The sequence below is a fragment of the Deinococcus humi genome (genome assembly GCF_014201875.1).
In the GTDB taxonomy this organism is placed as follows: Bacteria; Deinococcota; Deinococci; order Deinococcales; family Deinococcaceae; genus Deinococcus; species Deinococcus humi.
In genome coordinates this window covers 43,337-59,422 of sequence record NZ_JACHFL010000018.1, presented here as the reverse complement: position 1 = coordinate 59,422, position 16,086 = coordinate 43,337, and the positions used below count along the sequence as shown (strand labels likewise).

Below are 16,086 nucleotides of genomic sequence, written 5' to 3'. Positions count from 1 at the left end.
GGAACATATGAACGCCGATCTGCTCTCTGCCCTTCAAGCCCAGCGAATCGAAACGCCGTCGTGGGGCTACGGCAACTCCGGCACACGCTTCAAGACCTTCGCTGCTCCCGGCGCGGCACGCGACATCTGGGAGAAGCTGGACGACGCCGCCGAGGTGCAGCGCCTGACCGGGATCGCCCCTGGCGTGGCGCTGCACATTCCCTGGGACGAGGTCGAAGACTACGCGGAGCTGAAAAAATACGCCTCCGAACGGGGCCTGCACATCGGGGCCATCAATCCGAACGTGTTTCAGGACGAGGAGTACCGGCTGGGCAGTGTCACCCACCCGGACGAGGACGTGCGGGAACAGGCCACGGCGCACCTGCTGGACTGCGTGGAGATCATGCGGCAGACCGGCAGCCGTGACCTCTCACTGTGGTTTGCCGACGGCACCAACTACGCCGGGCAGGACGATCTGCGGGCCCGCAAACGGCGGATGCGCGCGGCCCTGAAGCGTGTGCACGGCGCCCTGCCTGACGGTTCCAGGATGCTGGTGGAGTACAAGCTGTTCGAGCCCGCCTTCTACGCCACCGATCTGTTCGACTGGGGCGCGGCGTACTCACATTGCCTGGCGGTTGGGGAAAAGGCGCAGGTGCTGGTGGACCTGGGCCACCACGCCCAGGGTGTAAACATCGAGCAGATCGTGGCCTTCTTGCTGGATGAGGGACGGCTGGGCGGCTTTCACTTCAACGCCCGCCGCTACGCCGACGACGATCTGATCGTGGGCACCACCAACCCCTTCGAGCTGTTCTGCATCTACGCCGAACTGGTGTCCGGCGCGAACTCGGCGGACGACCTGACCCGCCGCACGGCGCAGAACGTCGCCTACATGATCGATCAGAGCCACAACATCGAGCCGAAGGTGGAGGCCATGCTGCAGTCGGTGCTGAATTGCCAGGAAGCGTACGCCGCCGCGCTGCTGGTTGACCGCGACCTGCTGCGCGAGGCGCAGGAGAGGGGCGATGTGCTCGCGGCCCACCGCGTGCTGACCGAGGCCTTCAAAACCGACGTGCGTCCGCTGCTGCGTGAACTGCGCGGCGAGCTGGGCCTGCCCCTGGACCCGATTCGGGCACACCGGGAGAGCGCCTATGAGGAAAAGGTGGCCCGCGAACGTGGCACCCAGACGGGCGGCGGCGGCTACCCGGTCCGGGAGAAAGTCAGAAGCTAGTCCTTCCTCGTCCCCTTCAGAAGCCACGGGCCACACGCCATCCGCGCGACCGCAAGGAGCTTTATGACCGACACCCAGACCCGCACCGCCTCCACCCACACTGACCTGCCCAAGAACCGCTGGAACGACGCCGACGCACCGAACTCCGACGGCCTCGCCTCGCTGACCTACCGCTCCAACCTGCTGGGCGCGGACCGTACGCTGGTCAATATCTACGGCGGCAACACGAGTACCAAGAGCGTGGAAAAAGACCACCTGGGCCGCGACGTGACGGTGTTGTGGGTCAAGGGTTCGGGATCGGACATTGCCAGCATCACCGAGAAGGGGTTTGCGGGCCTCAAGCTCGACGAGGTCTTGCCGCTGTTCGACCGGCACGAGATGAGCGACGAGGAAATGACGGCTTACCTGGACCGCACGGCCTTTGAGGTGGGCCGCCCACGCCAGAGCATCGAGACGCTGCTTCACGCTTTCGTTCCCGCCAAGCACGTGGATCACACGCATCCAGACGCCATTATCGCGATTGCCTGCACCCCGAACGGCCCGGACATCATGCGCGAGATCTACGGGGAGCGGGCCGCATGGGTCGACTACATCCGCCCCGGCTTCACGCTGAGCCAGCAGATCGGCGCGGCGGTACGGGACAATCCGAAGCTGGAGGCCGTGGTGATGGGCAAACACGGGCTGGTGACCTGGGGCGAGACGTCTAAGGAAAGTTACGAGTCCACCCTCAGGATCATCGGCGAAGCGCAGGCGTATCTGGACGCCCACGCCGAGGCCGAGCCTTTTGGGGGCGCCCGGGTGAGCAGCGTTCCGGACGGGGAGCGCGACACCCTGCTCACGGCCGTGCTGCCGATCCTGCGCGGCGCGATGAAGGGAGCGCGGCCCGTGATTCTGGAAGTGGACCGTTCGCCGGATGTCATGGAGTTCGTCAACTCCAACGCCGCCGCCGAACTGTCGCAGGTGGGCGCGGCCTGCCCGGATCATCTGGTGCATACCAAGCGGACGCCGCTGTACCTGGACTGGACGCCGGACCAGGGTCTGGACGCTCTGAAGGCCGCCGCGCAGGAGGGCGTGACCCGCTTCAAGGACGAGTACGCGGCCTATTTCGAGGAGAACAGGAGTGAGGGCGACACTATGTTCACCCCCGCGCCGCGCGTCGTGCTGATTCCGGGGCTGGGCATGGTCAGCAGCGGCCCGGACGCGCAGGGTGCCGACGTGTCGCGCCAGCTGTACACCCGCGCCATTCAGGTCATGAAATCGGCCAGCAGCCTGGGCGGCTTCGTGAGCCTGAGCGCCGCCGAGAGTTACGCCATCGAATACTGGCCGCTGGAGCTGTACAAGCTGAGTCTCAAGCCCGCGCCCAGGGCGCTGGAAGGCCATGTGGCACTGGTGACGGGCGCGGCCAGTGGTATTGGGCGGGCCATTGCCCACCGTCTGGCGGCGGACGGCGCGCACATCGTCATCGCTGATCTGAACGCGGACGGCGGGCAGACGGTGGCCGAGGAAGTTACGAAAGGGCGCGGCCACCGCCGGGCCACGGCCGTTCCCATGAACGTGACCGAGGAGGAGCAGGTAACCGGCGCTTATCAGCACGCCGTGCTGACCTACGGCGGCGTGGACATTGCCGTCAACAACGCCGGTATTGCGTCCAGTGCTCCCATTGAGAACACCAGCCTGGAGATGTGGAACCGCAACCAGAGCATCCTCTCCACCGGCTATTTCCTGGTGGCGCGCGAGGCCTTCAAGCTGATGCGGGCGCAGGGCACGGGCGGCAACCTCGTCTTTATCGGCAGCAAGAACAGCGTGGCGGCGGGCAAGAACGCGGCGGCCTACAGCGCGGCGAAAGCGGCGGAACTGCACCTGGCCCGCTGCCTGGCCGAGGAGGGGGGCGCGGCGGGCATCCGCGTCAACTCGGTGCTGCCCGACGGCATCCTGGCCGGCAGCAGCATCTGGGACGGCAAGTGGCGGGCCGAACGCGCCGCCACCTACGGGCTGGAACCCAATCAGCTCGAGGAGTTCTACCGCAACCGCACCACCCTCAAGGTCAACGTCTTCCCCGAGGACATCGCCGAGGCGACGTACTGGCTGACCTCCCCTGCCGCCGCAAAGACGACGGGCGGCGTGATCACGGTGGACGGCGGGGTGCCGACGGCGTATGTGCGGTAGGACGGACCCCTCGTGACCTCCCGCCACATCGCAGTTGATCTTGGAGCGTCCAGTGGGCGCGTCGCCCTGGGCACGCTGGAGAACGGCAAACTGCATGTCGAAGTCCTCCACCGTTTTCCCAACGGCGGCGTCCCGGTGCGCGGCGGCCTGTACTGGGACATCCTGGGCCTGTGGCGCGAGGTCCTGCACGGCCTGAAACTGGCGGCGCGACAGGGAGACATCGCCAGCGTGGGCGTCAACTCGTGGGCGGTCGACTACGGCCTGATCGATCCGCAGGGCCACCTGATGGGGCAGGTCCACCACTACCGCAGCCCACGTCTGAACGGGGTCATGGAACGCGTAAGGGCGCAGCTGTCGGGCGAGCGGATCTACGACGCCACCGGCATTCAGTTCCTGCCCTTCAACACGCTGTATCAACTCGCCGCCGAGGTGCCCGGAGAGCTGGCCCGCGCGCAGACGATGCTGATGGTGCCCGACCTGCTGCATTTCTGGCTGTGCGGCCAGGCGGTCACGGAGCGGACAAACGCCAGTAGCACGCAGTTTCTCGATCCCCAGACCGGGGAGTGGGCCACGGAGTTGCTGGACGCCCTGGACCTTCCGGGCAGGGTGCTACCGCACATCGTCGAACCCGGCACCGTTCTGGGCGAACTGTCGACAGACGTCGCCCAGGAAACAGGACTCCAGGGCCTTCAGGTGATCGCGCCCGCGACGCACGACACCGCCTCTGCCGTTGCCGCCGTGCCGGCCAGGGGCGAGGGGTGGGCCTACGTCTCCAGCGGCACCTGGAGTCTGGTGGGCATCGAGGCGCCCCAGCCGGTTATCACGCCCCGCACGCTGGCCGAGAACCTGACCAACGAGGCGGGCCTTGACGGCACCACCCGCCTTCTGAAGAACGTGATGGGCCTGTGGATCATCCAGCAGTGCAACGAGGGCTGGGGCCTGGACTACGGCGATCTTTACGCACGGGCCGCCGGGGAGGCAGGGGGCACGCTGATCGATCCGGACGACGCCCGCTTTTCGCCGCCGGGTGCGGACATGCCCGGGCGCATCCAGGCCTTCTGCCGCGAAACCGGGCAAACTCCGCCACAGACGCCTGCAGAACTCACCCGCTGCGTGCTGGACAGCCTGGCGCTGAAAACCGCGCAGATTCTGGACGTGCTGGCAGAGGTCAGCCGCCAGCCGATCACCACGGTCCATGTGGTGGGGGGTGGATCGCAGATCGGGCTGCTCAATCAACTGATTGCCGATGCCAGTGGCAAAACCGTGATCGCAGGACCAGTCGAGGCCACCTTGATGGGCAATCTGCTGGTGCAGGCGCGGGCCGGCGGCCATCTGCCCGGGGATGATTTGCGCGGCGTGGTGCGGGCCTCGGTGGAATTGCTGACCTTCAAACCGGGCGGAGCAGACCTGAGCGTCCTGCGGCAACACTTCCAGAGCCTTACCAGGACGCACAATGAGGCCGAGGTGTCTGCTTGAACGTCGATCTCTTCATCACCTGCGTTAATGACGCCATGTTTCCGCGCACCGGGCAGGCCACCGTGCGGCTGCTGGAGCGGCTGGGTCATGAGGTGCGCTTCAACGCCAACCAGACCTGCTGCGGCCAGATGCACCTAAACACCGGCTACCGCGAGGGCGCCCTGAAACTGATCCGCAAATTCGTGGACGATTACCGCGACGCCGAGGTGGTGGTGATGCCCAGCGGCTCCTGCGCCGCAATGGTGCGCGAACTGTATCCGGAAGCGGCGCGGTGGGGCGGCGACACGGAGCTGCTACGCGAGGTGGAGGACCTGGCCCCCCGGGTCTACGAACTCAGCGAATTTCTGGTGAACCGGCTGGGGGTGGAGGACGTGGGCGCGTACTATCCGCACCGCGTGACCTACCACCCCACCTGCCATGCCATGCGCGTGCTGCGGGTGGGGGACGCGCCCCTCAGGCTGCTCAGGAACGTGCGCGGCATGACCCTGCTAGAGTTGGAAGGCGCCGAGGAATGCTGCGGTTTCGGCGGCACCTTCAGCGTCAAGAACCCGGACGTGAGTGCCGCCATGCTGGCCGACAAGACCCGCCACGTTCTGGACACCGGCGCAGAGGTGTGCACCGCCGGGGACAACTCCTGCCTGTTGCACATCGGCGGAGGCCTGCACCGCCTCAGAAGTGGCGCAGGCACGGTGCATCTGGCCGAGATTCTGGCGAGTACCGAAGAGGAGGTCTTCGCGTGAGCGGGCTGCACCCCCCAAAACCCTTTCCCGAAGCCGCCCGCGACAAGGTCAGTCAGCCGCAACTGCGGGCCAATCTCCGCAAGGTGACGCACACCATCCGCGAGAAGCGGCTGCGCGCGGTGGGCGAAGTGCCGCACTGGGAAGAATTGCGGGTGCTGGGCGAGGCGACCAAGGACGCCACGCTGGCCAACCTGAGTGACCGCCTGTTGCAACTTGAAGCCAGTGTCAAGGCGCGCGGCGGGCAGGTTCACTGGGCCAGGGACGCGGCGGAGGCACGTGAGCTCGTGGCCCGGATTGCCGAGTCGCACGGGGTCGACGAACTGATCAAGGTCAAGAGCATCACCTCCGACGAGATCGAGTTGAACGCGGGGCTGGCCGAGCGCGGCATCCACGCCATCGAGACCGATCTGGCCGAGCTGATCGTGCAACTGTCGCACGACACGCCCAGCCACATCTTGGTGCCCGCCATCCACCGCAACCGCGCCGAGATTCAAGCGCTGTTTAACCGTGAACTGCCCGGCGAGGGCAACCTGAGCGACGCGCCCGCCGAGCTGGCCGGGGCGGCGCGGCGTTACCTGCGCCACAAATTCCTGACCACCAAGATGGCGGTCTCGGGCGTCAATTTCGCGGTGGCCGAGACCGGAACGGTGTGCGTGGTGGAATCCGAGGGCAACGGGCGCATGTGTCTCACGCTGCCGGAGGTGCTGGTCAGCGTCATGGGGATAGAGAAGGTGCTGGAGCGGTGGGAGGATCTGGCGGTGTTCATGGAGCTGCTGCCCCGGTCCAGCACCGCCGAGCGCATGAATCCCTACACCTCGTTCTGGAGCGGTGTGACGCCGGGGGACGGCCCGCAGGAATTCCACCTGATCCTGCTGGACAACGGACGCACCGACGTGCTGGCCGACGCCACCGGGCGGCAGACGCTGCGCTGCATCCGCTGTTCGGCGTGCCTGAACGTCTGTCCGGTCTACGAGCGTACCGGCGGCCACGCCTACGGCAGCGTGTACCCTGGCCCTATCGGCGCGATCCTGACCCCGCAACTGCTGGGCATGGCGGACAAGAACGCCAACACCCTGCCCGGCGCGTCCAGCCTGTGCGGCGCGTGCTTCGACGCCTGCCCGGTGCGGATCAACATTCCCCAGGTTCTGATCTACCTGCGCGGCGAGGCCAATGAAGAAAAGGGCGTCACCGCCGAAGCCCTGGCGATGGGGGCGGTGGGCTACGCCATGAGTTCCGGCTGGCGCTTCGAGGGCGCCCTCAAGCTGGCCCGCGCCGGACAGGGGCCGCTGGTCAGGGGCGGCGAGATCACCGCCCTGCCCGGTCTGCTGGGCGGGTGGACGCAGAGCCGGGATCTGAAAGCCGTGCCGCCGCAGAGCTTCCGCGAGTGGTGGCGGCAACGGGAGGGCGCCGATGGGTAACGCCGAGGCCCGTCTGGAAGTGCTGACCCGCATCAACCGCGCGGTTGCGGGGGTGCAGGCGCCAGCGTTGCCCGCCTACCCGCAGTGCGAACGGCTGGAACGCGAGGCCATGTTGCGTCAATTTCAGGACCGCATCGAGGATTACCGCGCCTCATTTCAGCGTGTCGCCCAGACAGAAGTTGCAGGGGCCGTGGCGCTCGCCCTGGCTGGAGCAGAACGCGTCGTGGTCCCCGCCGGACTGAATCCTGCTTTTCTGCCGACCGGTTTACACGAACTACACGACGATCCGCCGCTGAGTCACGCCGGACTGGACCGCGCGGAAGCAGTGGTGACCGGGTGCGCGGTGGCCATCAGTGAAACGGGGACCATCATTCTGGATCACGGGGTCGATCAGGGCCGGCGGGCGCTGACGCTGATTCCAGACCTGCACATCTGCGTCATTCGCGCCGAGCAGATCGTCCAGAGCGTGCTGGACGGCGTGCAACGGATGGAGGGGAGCGTTGGGGCAGGACGCCCGCTCACCTGGATCAGCGGCGGCAGCGCCACCAGCGACATCGAACTGGTGCGGGTGGAGGGTGTGCATGGGCCGCGCCGGTTGTGTGTCGTTGTGCTGGACTAGATTCAGCCAGGATGCGGGGCAGAGCCCGAATGGACCCTGCCCCTGCGAGACGCCGAACCGCCCTATGGCAGGCTTTGCACGTAGCTGTGGATGGCCTCTATCTGCTCGTCGGTGGCCGTCTCGCCGCCAATGCCCGCCTCGGCGAAGCGCGGCATCACCGGGGCCAGAGTGCGGCCCCCCGGAGCCTGACCGTGCAGCACCGCCTGTTGAAAGTCGGCGGGTTTCCATGCAGCGGTTCCCAGGAGGGACGGGCCGATCCCGCCCACCGCCCCAGCACCGTGGCAGCCTGCACAGGTGCTGGCATACAGCGCTTCGCCGTTGACTGGAGCGCTGGCGACTGCTGCGGTCATCTCGCCCGCGCCCGCGCCGCCGGACATACCGATGCCGGTGTAGTACGACGTGTAGGCGATCCCCACGGCCAGCACCACGAAACCCACGGCGGCTCCGATCTCGCGGGCCGAAAACCCGCGCTCTTCACTGATTTCACCCATCAGTACAGCCTCCAGCCGGGCACAAGTTCGGCGTTGGCGGCCAATCGGGCCAGCACCGGACCGTACATCAGCAGCACCAGCAGCAGGGCCACGCCCCACAGCGCCAGCAGCGGCTCGGTGAAACGCACCAGCGCGCTGGCACCCGCGAGATGCTGTCCGGCAGGGCTGATGACCTCGCTGTAGGGAAGGGGCGAGGCGGCCTCGCCGTCATCCAGGCGCCTGGAGAGCAGCATGCGGAACAGCACGTAGAAGTACAGCAGGGCGCTGACCAGCAGAATCATGCCGCTGATGGCCGTCAGCATCTGTGGAATTTGAATGGGCATGTCGCGGTACACGCTCTGGGCGGTGGCGCTCACCAGCGCGCGGCGCGGCACGCCGACCAGACCCTGCCAGTGCATGCCCAGCGCGAAGACCATCATGCCCACAAACCACGTCCAGACCGCTGCCGAGGCAAGGCGCACGCTGGGCATCCTCTTGCCGGTCAGGTGCGGGATCAGCCACAGGGAGATGCCCATGAAGGTCAGCGTGGTGGCGGTGCCCACCGTGATGTGAAAGTGGCCGGGAATCCAGGCGGTGTTGTGAACCACCGGCGCGAAGGCTGAGCTGGCGTTCACGATGCCGCCTGCCCCACCCAGAATGAAGGAGACCATCGCCAGAACCGGCGCGCTGAAGGTGGGCTTGCCCCAGGGCAGTCGCAACATCCAGCCGAACAGCCCCCGGCCTCCCCGCGCCCGCGCCGCGTCTTCCAGCGCGGCCCCCACGCTGAAGGCGGTCAGCAGGCTGGGAATGGCCACCAGGAAGGTCAGGAACATGTGCATGGTTTTCCAGGCGACCGAGATGTTGGGATCCGCATACTGGTGGTGCAGTCCGACCGGCGTGGAGTTCAGCAGGAACATCACGAAGGTCAGGCGAACGAGCGGCTCGGAGACGATCCGGCCCCCAGCGTGATGGGGCAGGAAGGCGTACCACGCGATGTAGGCGGGCAACACCCAGAAGTACACGATGGCGTGCCCCGTCCACCAGAACAGCGTCTTGGAGATCAGCGGGTCCACGCCGCCCACCCAGCCCAGTGACCAGGGAATCAGCAGGAACACCACTTCGATGACGATGCCCAGCGCGGCCACCGCCCACATCATCCAGGTGGCGACGCACATGAAGGCCACCAGCGGGGTCACGCGCCCTGGATTGGCGCGTTTCCAGGCCACCCACATGGCGACGACCTGTCCCACGACCAGCAGGCTCGAGCCCACCATGACGGCCGCACCGATGTAGAACAGCGGGCTGCCTTCCATCGGGGGGTAAAAGGTATACAGCAGCGTGGCATTGTTGGTCAGCAGCGGCACGGCAGCCAGCAGCAGTCCGGCGGTCATCAGCAGATACGTGAACCACGCGAACTTCATGTTGATTCGCATCCCCAGGTCACGTGCCGGCAGGTACAGCATCCAACCGCTGATGAAGAACTGCGTGAACACCAGCGCGTTCAGCACGCCGTGCAGGCTCAGGCCCTGGTAATACGATTTGAGCAGTGCCTTGAGAATAGGGGTGTCGTAGACGTTGATCCCACCGTAGTTCAGCGCCTGGAGCGGCCCGATTAACACGCCGATCAGCAGCGCCAGAAACGCGGTGACAATGTAGTACTGCGTGACTTTCTTGAGGCTCGCCAGATACGCCGCGTCCGAGATGACGGGCGTCTCCCGCGCGGCATGGGGGGAATAGAGGGGTGAGGTGATCACAGGTGGGGCTCCTTTGGAGGACAGTGGGGGTGGGCAGGCGGCGCTCAGACAGGTAGAGGTTCAGCCCTCTACGGCTCCTGAACGTCCACCTTCACGCTGCTCACCATGTTGTGGTGGCCGGTCCCGCAGTACTCGTTGCAGACCAGGTTGAGGGTGCCGGGGCGGCGGAAGGTGGTGGTGAAACTCGACACCTGCCCTGGAATGGCGGTGGCGTTGATGTTGGTGCCCTCGATGAAATAGCCGTGCAACACGTCCGCCGAGGTCACGTGGATGGTGACCGGCTGGCCAACCGGCACTTTCAGCACCGCCGGCTCGAACTGGAAGGCCCTGGCGATCACGAAGGCCTCGTAGCTGCCATCGGCGTTGTGCCGCAGGCCAGGGGTGGCGAACGGCGTGGCGGCGAAGTTGCCGGGATCGAGCCGTCCGTTTTTCACGCCCGTGATGTGATGGCCCCCCTCACCGCTCAGCGAGGGAGCGGTGCCACTCAGAAAACTCGCCAGCACCGTCACGAACAGCAGCACGGACATGATGACCGCGATGCCAAACCAGACGTTCTCGTATTTTTCGAGCGTGTGGTGGTCCAGGCGCGGCGCGGCCGGACGGTGCCCGGCAGAACGTGGGGCCGACACCTAGACTCTCCCCTGCTGAATGCCCAGCACCAGCATCCACAGCCAGATGATCGACAGGACCACCACCGCCACGACCACCAGCGTGCCGATGGGGGCCGGACCGCGCGCTTCGGGCTGGTGGGGCAGGCTTTCCTCGTGGGCGCTGATCTTGTGCACTTCAGGCGCCTTGCGCGTCATGGCAGGGCCTCCCCAGCGTCCGGGACCAGCGTCGGGTGGGCGTAATCGCGCAGCACGTCGCTGACCGTCAGCACGCCGATCACCGTGCCCGCGTCGTCGATCACGGGCAGGGCACCCACGCGGTGGTGCAGCAGGGTGTGGGCCGCGTCGCGCGCGTCGGCTTCTGCGGTGGTGGTCAGGACATTGCGGCGCATCACGTCCTGCACGTTCACGGCGGCCAGCCGCGTGGTGGCTTCCCACGGCGAGAGGCTGCTGACCTTGCTGGGCAGCGCCTCACGAAGGTCACGGTCGGTCACGATTCCCACCAGCCGGGGGCCGTCCACCACCGGCAGACGGCGAATCCCGCGCGATTTCATCAGATGCGCCGCGTCTGGCAGCGACAGCGAGGGCGGCGCGACGACCGCCGGAGCACTCATTAACTCATGGACCAGCATGCTTTTCCTCCATGCCACAGAGGGTGCAGGAGGGGGATTACGAGGGCATTACGGCGCGACCAGGACAGCGGAAGGCCGCAGCCCAGGGAGCGGGCCGCAGAAGGGGAAGGCCCGTTTCCTCAGACCTGACCCCTGACACGTGCTTTACTTCCAGGATGCAACTTGTGGATTCGCTGGAGCGCACCGACCTCTCGCTGACCTTTGCCGGAACTGGCGCTGCCCATCCCGAACGCCTGACCCGCGGTCTGGACGCGGGCGAGGTGCAACTGATCTCGCGCGGCGAGGATGGCGACGTGGCGCTGGCGCTGGCGCCGGACACCGCGCAGGAAGCCCGCGAACTGGGCGAGGCGCTGGCGAAGCTGGCCCGCGAACTGAAAGCCGAAACGGTGAAGGTGGCGGCCAGTGACCATTCCGGCGCCCTGGCAGCGGCGGCGCTGACCGCCGGCTGGCAGGACCGCCGGTACAAGGGCGGGGACAGCGCCACCGCACAAACGCAGCTTCTGGCCGAGGGGCTGGACGCCGCCGCATCCGCACGCCTGCGGGGCGTGGCGGCGGGCCGGACCTTCGCCCGCGAACTGGTCAGCGCGCCCGCCAACCACCTCAACCCGGCCACTATGGCGCGTGAGGCCCAGGGGCTCTCGGCCCACGGCGTCGAGGTGGAGGTCTGGGACGGCGGGGCCATCGAGGCGCGCGGCATGGGCCTGCTGGCGGCGGTGGCGGCGGGCAGCGCGACCGGACCCAGGCTGATTCGCTTGACCCTGCCGGCCAGGGGTGAGGCGACGCGGATCGTGGCGCTGGTGGGCAAGGGCATCACCTTCGACACCGGGGGCTACAGCCTCAAGACGGGCGCGGGCATGTACGGCATGAAGAACGACATGGGCGGCGCGGGGGCGGTGCTGGGGACCATGCGCGCCCTAGCCGAACTGCGCGCCAGTATTCCTGAAGGCACCGAGGTCCGCGCCTACGTGGCCGCCGCCGAGAACATGGTTGGCCCGCACGCCATGCGCCCCGGTGACGTGTACCGCGCCGCCAACGGCAAAACCGTGGAGGTCACCAACACCGACGCCGAGGGCCGGCTGGTGCTGGCCGACGCCCTGGCCGTGGCCTGCGACGAGGGGGCCACTGAACTGGTCGATCTGGCAACACTGACCGGCGTGAAGGTGGCCGCCCTGGGCAACGACATCGCCGCCCTGTTCTGCTCGGACGCCGATCTGGCCGCGCGGCTCAAGACGGGCGCAGAGGCTGCCGGGGAACTGCTGTGGGAAATGCCCCTGCACCAGCCGTACCTGAAGTCCTACCGTAAGAACACCATCGCGGACCTGAAGAACAGCGACATGGTGCCGGCCGGGGGCAGCATCAAGGCGGCGCTGTTCCTCCAGCAGTTTGTGACCCGTCCGTGGGCACATCTGGATATCGCCGGGAACGCCGCGAAGGAGGACGTGGCGACAGGCTGGGGCGTGGGCACGCTGGTGGAATACGTGCTGGCCGGCCAAGCCGACTAAAGTCCCCCCCGCCCTACATCGCCGGATCGAGCTTGCCCCGCAGCAGCAGTTGCACGCGCTGGCCCAAGCGTTTGTAGGCGGGCGGGGCGTAATGCTTGCGGAAATCGCGGGTGGCCTCCTCACTGCCCACGTCGTGGCCGTATTTCTGGGTCAAGAAGTAGCGATGGTCCATGATCCACAGATACAGGTCGGCCTCGGTGCGGCCTGGAAAACGGAACATGACGTGGTGCAGTTCCAGATTCTCCACGATTCGCACGTAGAGACGGGTGTACCAGCTGACCACGGCCTCCTCCCAGGTGACGGGCGGCAGGCCAGCACGCTCTGGTTTGCGGTCCAGAAAGTACTGACGGGTGCGGATGTGTTCGAGCAGCTTGTCGTAGCGGCCCGGCGTGGTGAACAGGATCTCGCGGTGGCCCGGCATCAACAGGTCCAGGCTGGTGGCCCGCAGAAACTGCGCGTACTCGCCCTTGATGATCAGGTCCACGAGGGTGTCACTTTCTTCCGGGGGCACAGTCACGTTCAGCTCGATCACATGGGCGTCGATGTACGCCTGGCCCTGGCGACGGGCCACTGAGACGCGGTGGTTGCCGTCCTTGACGAAGTACAGCTCGCCCACCTTGTACACCTGGATGGGCGGCAGTTCCTTGCCCTGCAGCTGAGCGCTGCGGACGCCGATCCAGCGCTCGTCCAGGTGTTTTTCCTTGGGCAGGTAGTGGCGGTCAAACTCGCGGTAGCGGTCCACTGAGCCGATGATGTGGGCCACCTCGATGGGCACCACCCCCAGGCTGTGCTCGCCCAGTGGCGCCAGATGCCTGATCCACTCGAAGGGCAGCAGTTCGTTGGGCTGACGGCGCAGAATGGCCACCAGATCGCGCACGTCGCTCATCAGTCGGGCGCGCTCGACTTCACCGCGTGCGGTACTGCGGGCCCTGGTGTCGGTTGCGGTTGAACACTGTTCGGGAAGGGACATGTGGCTGGCACTCTCCTGGCGCGGACGCGCGAGTGGCCGGGGCCTTGAACCGTTGGGGAATAGAGGAACCCCGAGACGTGCTTTCAGAATACCCCAGCCGGACCACAAGCGATACGGGCACCAACGGAGGCCCCCGTCAGGGGACGAATCTGGATACGGCCTCCAGACGGGTTCATGACGCGCTAGAATATCCCCATGACCGTTCTCCTGACGCCGCCCTAGCGAAAGTTGAGGACGCCCATCTCTATCCTCCCTCTCGACGACGCGACGCTCTTTGCGGAGCTGTCGCAGGAGCCATCCATGACCACCACCGAACCCAACCCGACCGAAACACGGGCCACCGCACCGCAGGCTGCCGAACAGCCCAACGCCGCGCTGGAGGCCGAGATCACCCGCCGCCGCACTTTCGCCATCATCTCGCACCCGGACGCGGGCAAGACCACGATCACCGAGAAATTGCTGCTGTACGGCGGCGCGATTCTGGAGGCTGGGTCCGTGACGGCCAAGGAAGGCCGCGCCCATACCAAATCCGACTGGATGAGCATCGAGCAGCAGCGTGGCATTTCCATTTCCAGCAGCGCGCTGACATTCGAGTACAGCGGGCGGCACATCAATCTGCTCGACACCCCCGGTCACCAGGACTTCTCCGAGGATACCTACCGCACCCTGACCGCCGCCGACAGCGCGCTGATGGTGCTGGACGCGGCCAGAGGCGTGCAGACCCAGACCGAGAAGCTGTTCGCGGTGTGCCGCAACCGCCATGTGCCCATCCTGACCTTTGTGAACAAGATGGACCGTCCGGCACTGGACCCCTTCGATCTGCTGCAGCAACTGGAAAATGTCCTCCAGATCACGGCGGTGCCGCTGACCTGGCCGATCGGCGACGGCCCGGATTTCAAGGGCGTGTACGACCTGCAGACCGGGCAGGTGCTGGCCTTCGAGCGTACCTCCGGCGGCAAGCACCGCGCCCCGATGCAGACCGCGGGCCTGGACGATCCACGCTTGCTGCAGCTGGTGGGGGCCGACCTGGCCGCCAAGTTGAAAGAAGATGTGGAGCTGATTGAGGCCGCCATGCCTGAATTCGACGCGGCAGGCTTTCTGTCCGGCGAACTGACCCCGGTGTTCTTCGGCAGCGCCATGAACAACTTCGGCGTCGAGCATTTCCTGAGCAACTTCGTGGAACTTGCGCCGCCGCCCGGCCCCACCGAGACGACGCTGGGCGAACGCAATCCGGAGGCGCCCTTCGCCGGGTTCATCTTCAAGTTGCAGGCCAACATGAGCAAGCACCACCGCGACCGCACGGCCTTCATGCGCGTGATGAGCGGGCATTTCACGCGTGGCATGGACGTCACGCACACCCGCAGCGGACGCAAATTGCGGCTCAGTCAGGCACATACCCTGTTTGCCCAGGACCGCGAGAAGGTGGAAGAGGCCTACCCAGGCGACATCGTGGGACTGGTCAATCCCGGCGTGTTCCAGATCGGCGACGTGATCAGCCTGGACGCCAAGGTGGCGCTGCCCAGCTTCCCGCGCTTCACGCCTGAGACCTTCGCGACGCTAGCCCTCAAGGACGTGGGCAAGCGCAAGGCGTTCATGAAGGGGCTGACCCAGCTGGCAGAGGAAGGCGTGGTGCAGGTCTTCTTCCCCACCGACGGCGCGCGTGACCCGTACTTGGGCGCCGTCGGCCCCCTGCAGTTCGAGGTCTTCCAGGCCCGCTTGCAGGAGGAATACGGTGTGGACGTGGAGCTGAACATCACGGGCTATCAGCTCGTGCGCTGGCTGGCCGGGGACGCAGGCAGCGTGGCGCGTTTTGCCCGCCACGTTGAGGACGACCAGGGCCGCCCGGTGATGCTGTTCCGCAGCAAATACGATCTGGAATACACCGCCGAGCAGCACCCGGAGATTGAATTCCTGCCGCTCCCCAAGGATCTGACGCGAGTGTAATGGGCTGTGGCTCCTGAAAGTCACGCATCAATCAGACGGCCCTGCCAGTAGCCCTCGCTCCCGGTCCAGTATTCCGGACCCTGCCAGTCGGCCAGAGGTCTGACTCGCGCATCAGGGGTCCGGGCGACACAAGGAAGGAATGCCCTCCTCACGCCACAGCGTCCTAGAGGAGCAGCTCACGCGCTCTGCCGGGAAGGCAAATCTAATTTTCAGATCGGATGGACGACAGCCTGACCGTTATCCAGGCCCATACTTCCCCTCGTCCGGCAGGGCGCTCCCCGCGTGCACGGCCTGGGCAACCCGGGCGGCCTGCGGAAAATCCACCGCCGCGTACCAGCCCTCCTCCAATCCCTGTGGCGTCTGGCGGTACACGCACAGGCTGGGGCCGTAGCTGCACGAACCCAGGCAGCCGCTCTCGGTCAGGCGCACGCTGCCGCCGGTCTTGTAGTACGCGAGCGAGGCGCGTTCCAGGTGGTTCCACAGCGCCTTGTACAGCAACGCCGATCCACGGGCCTGGCAGTTCGGTCCCTGACAGACCAGCAGGTGACCGGAGGTTTTGAAGTATCTGGGGGCCATAGCG

General features: G+C 66.5%; 15 protein-coding genes. 8 read left to right on the top strand and 7 right to left on the bottom strand.

What is annotated here, in order from left to right:
* Nucleotides 1–7: 7 nt before the first annotated feature.
* From rhaI to HNQ08_RS22160, 6 genes are all read left to right on the top strand, one after another.
* Nucleotides 8–1,207, top strand: a complete 1,200-nt coding sequence (gene rhaI, locus HNQ08_RS22185) for an L-rhamnose isomerase (protein WP_184136972.1) — start codon at nucleotides 8–10, stop codon at nucleotides 1,205–1,207.
* Nucleotides 1,208–1,270: 63 nt separating this feature from the next.
* Entirely contained in the window at nucleotides 1,271–3,373 is a 2,103-nt protein-coding gene (locus HNQ08_RS22180; RefSeq protein WP_184136970.1) for a bifunctional aldolase/short-chain dehydrogenase, read from the top strand.
* Nucleotides 3,374–3,385: 12 nt separating this feature from the next.
* Complete coding sequence (locus HNQ08_RS22175) at nucleotides 3,386–4,849, top strand: rhamnulokinase (protein WP_184136968.1); 1,464 nt, start codon at nucleotides 3,386–3,388, stop codon at nucleotides 4,847–4,849.
* Nucleotides 4,846–5,589 (top strand): (Fe-S)-binding protein, encoded by a 744-nt coding sequence (locus tag HNQ08_RS22170; protein ID WP_184136966.1) that lies wholly within the window; start codon nucleotides 4,846–4,848, stop codon nucleotides 5,587–5,589. The genes HNQ08_RS22175 and HNQ08_RS22170 overlap by 4 nt, the downstream gene beginning before the upstream one ends.
* Nucleotides 5,586–7,007, top strand: a complete 1,422-nt coding sequence (locus HNQ08_RS22165) for a lactate utilization protein B (RefSeq protein ID WP_184136964.1) — start codon at nucleotides 5,586–5,588, stop codon at nucleotides 7,005–7,007. Before HNQ08_RS22170 ends, HNQ08_RS22165 begins: the two co-directional genes overlap by 4 nt.
* Nucleotides 7,000–7,626, top strand: coding sequence for a LutC/YkgG family protein (locus tag HNQ08_RS22160; RefSeq protein WP_184136962.1), 627 nt, complete (start codon nucleotides 7,000–7,002; stop codon nucleotides 7,624–7,626). Before HNQ08_RS22165 ends, HNQ08_RS22160 begins: the two co-directional genes overlap by 8 nt.
* A gap of 62 nt (nucleotides 7,627–7,688) precedes the next feature.
* Here HNQ08_RS22160 and HNQ08_RS22155 read toward each other — a convergent pair whose 3' ends face one another.
* From HNQ08_RS22155 to HNQ08_RS22135, 5 genes are all read right to left on the bottom strand, one after another.
* A complete protein-coding gene (locus HNQ08_RS22155) occupies nucleotides 7,689–8,117 on the bottom strand; it encodes a c-type cytochrome (protein ID WP_221284376.1) in 429 nt (142 codons plus the stop codon).
* Nucleotides 8,117–9,850 carry a b(o/a)3-type cytochrome-c oxidase subunit 1 gene (locus tag HNQ08_RS22150; RefSeq protein ID WP_229790202.1) on the bottom strand — a complete coding sequence of 578 codons (1,734 nt, stop codon included), beginning with the start codon at nucleotides 9,848–9,850 and terminating at the stop codon, nucleotides 8,117–8,119. The genes HNQ08_RS22155 and HNQ08_RS22150 overlap by 1 nt, the downstream gene beginning before the upstream one ends.
* 68 nt (nucleotides 9,851–9,918) lie before the next feature.
* A complete protein-coding gene (locus tag HNQ08_RS22145; RefSeq protein ID WP_229790201.1) occupies nucleotides 9,919–10,479 on the bottom strand; it encodes a cytochrome c oxidase subunit II in 561 nt (186 codons plus the stop codon).
* Entirely contained in the window at nucleotides 10,480–10,656 is a 177-nt protein-coding gene (locus HNQ08_RS22140; RefSeq protein ID WP_184136960.1) for a hypothetical protein, read from the bottom strand. It abuts the gene before it with no gap.
* On the bottom strand, nucleotides 10,653–11,090 hold the full coding sequence (locus tag HNQ08_RS22135) for a CBS domain-containing protein (RefSeq protein WP_184136958.1): 438 nt from the start codon (nucleotides 11,088–11,090) through the stop codon (nucleotides 10,653–10,655). The genes HNQ08_RS22140 and HNQ08_RS22135 overlap by 4 nt, the downstream gene beginning before the upstream one ends.
* Nucleotides 11,091–11,245: 155 nt before the next feature.
* Between HNQ08_RS22135 and HNQ08_RS22130 the strand changes: the two genes are divergently transcribed.
* Complete coding sequence (locus HNQ08_RS22130) at nucleotides 11,246–12,592, top strand: M17 family metallopeptidase (protein WP_184136956.1); 1,347 nt, start codon at nucleotides 11,246–11,248, stop codon at nucleotides 12,590–12,592.
* Between the two features lie 13 nt (nucleotides 12,593–12,605).
* On the opposite strand, the gene HNQ08_RS22125 is transcribed toward HNQ08_RS22130, so the two are convergent.
* Entirely contained in the window at nucleotides 12,606–13,562 is a 957-nt protein-coding gene (locus HNQ08_RS22125; protein ID WP_184136954.1) for a DUF4032 domain-containing protein, read from the bottom strand.
* A gap of 300 nt (nucleotides 13,563–13,862) precedes the next feature.
* Here HNQ08_RS22125 and HNQ08_RS22120 point away from each other — a divergent pair, with 300 nt between their 5' ends.
* Nucleotides 13,863–15,506 (top strand): peptide chain release factor 3, encoded by a 1,644-nt coding sequence (locus HNQ08_RS22120; protein WP_229790200.1) that lies wholly within the window; start codon nucleotides 13,863–13,865, stop codon nucleotides 15,504–15,506.
* A 237-nt stretch (nucleotides 15,507–15,743) separates the two neighbouring features.
* Here the strand turns inward: HNQ08_RS22120 and HNQ08_RS22115 are convergent, their stop codons facing one another.
* Nucleotides 15,744–16,082, bottom strand: coding sequence for a (2Fe-2S) ferredoxin domain-containing protein (locus HNQ08_RS22115; RefSeq protein WP_184136952.1), 339 nt, complete (start codon nucleotides 16,080–16,082; stop codon nucleotides 15,744–15,746).
* Between the last annotated feature and the right edge of the window lie 4 nt (nucleotides 16,083–16,086).

Bases quoted from the DNA above. Each gene is read 5' to 3' on its own strand.
- HNQ08_RS22135 (WP_184136958.1), bottom strand. From the start codon at position 11,090: ATGCTGGTCCATGAGTTAATGAGTGCTCCGGCGGTCGTCGCGCCGCCC.
- HNQ08_RS22130 (WP_184136956.1), top strand. From the start codon at position 11,246: ATGCAACTTGTGGATTCGCTGGAGCGCACCGACCTCTCGCTGACCTTT.
- rhaI (WP_184136972.1), top strand. From the start codon at position 8: ATGAACGCCGATCTGCTCTCTGCCCTTCAAGCCCAGCGAATCGAAACG.
- HNQ08_RS22155 (WP_221284376.1), bottom strand. From the start codon at position 8,117: ATGGGTGAAATCAGTGAAGAGCGCGGGTTTTCGGCCCGCGAGATCGGA.
- HNQ08_RS22120 (WP_229790200.1), top strand. From the start codon at position 13,863: ATGACCACCACCGAACCCAACCCGACCGAAACACGGGCCACCGCACCG.
- HNQ08_RS22140 (WP_184136960.1), bottom strand. From the start codon at position 10,656: ATGACGCGCAAGGCGCCTGAAGTGCACAAGATCAGCGCCCACGAGGAA.
- HNQ08_RS22180 (WP_184136970.1), top strand. From the start codon at position 1,271: ATGACCGACACCCAGACCCGCACCGCCTCCACCCACACTGACCTGCCC.
- HNQ08_RS22115 (WP_184136952.1), bottom strand. From the start codon at position 16,082: ATGGCCCCCAGATACTTCAAAACCTCCGGTCACCTGCTGGTCTGTCAG.
- HNQ08_RS22125 (WP_184136954.1), bottom strand. From the start codon at position 13,562: ATGTCCCTTCCCGAACAGTGTTCAACCGCAACCGACACCAGGGCCCGC.
- HNQ08_RS22160 (WP_184136962.1), top strand. From the start codon at position 7,000: ATGGGTAACGCCGAGGCCCGTCTGGAAGTGCTGACCCGCATCAACCGC.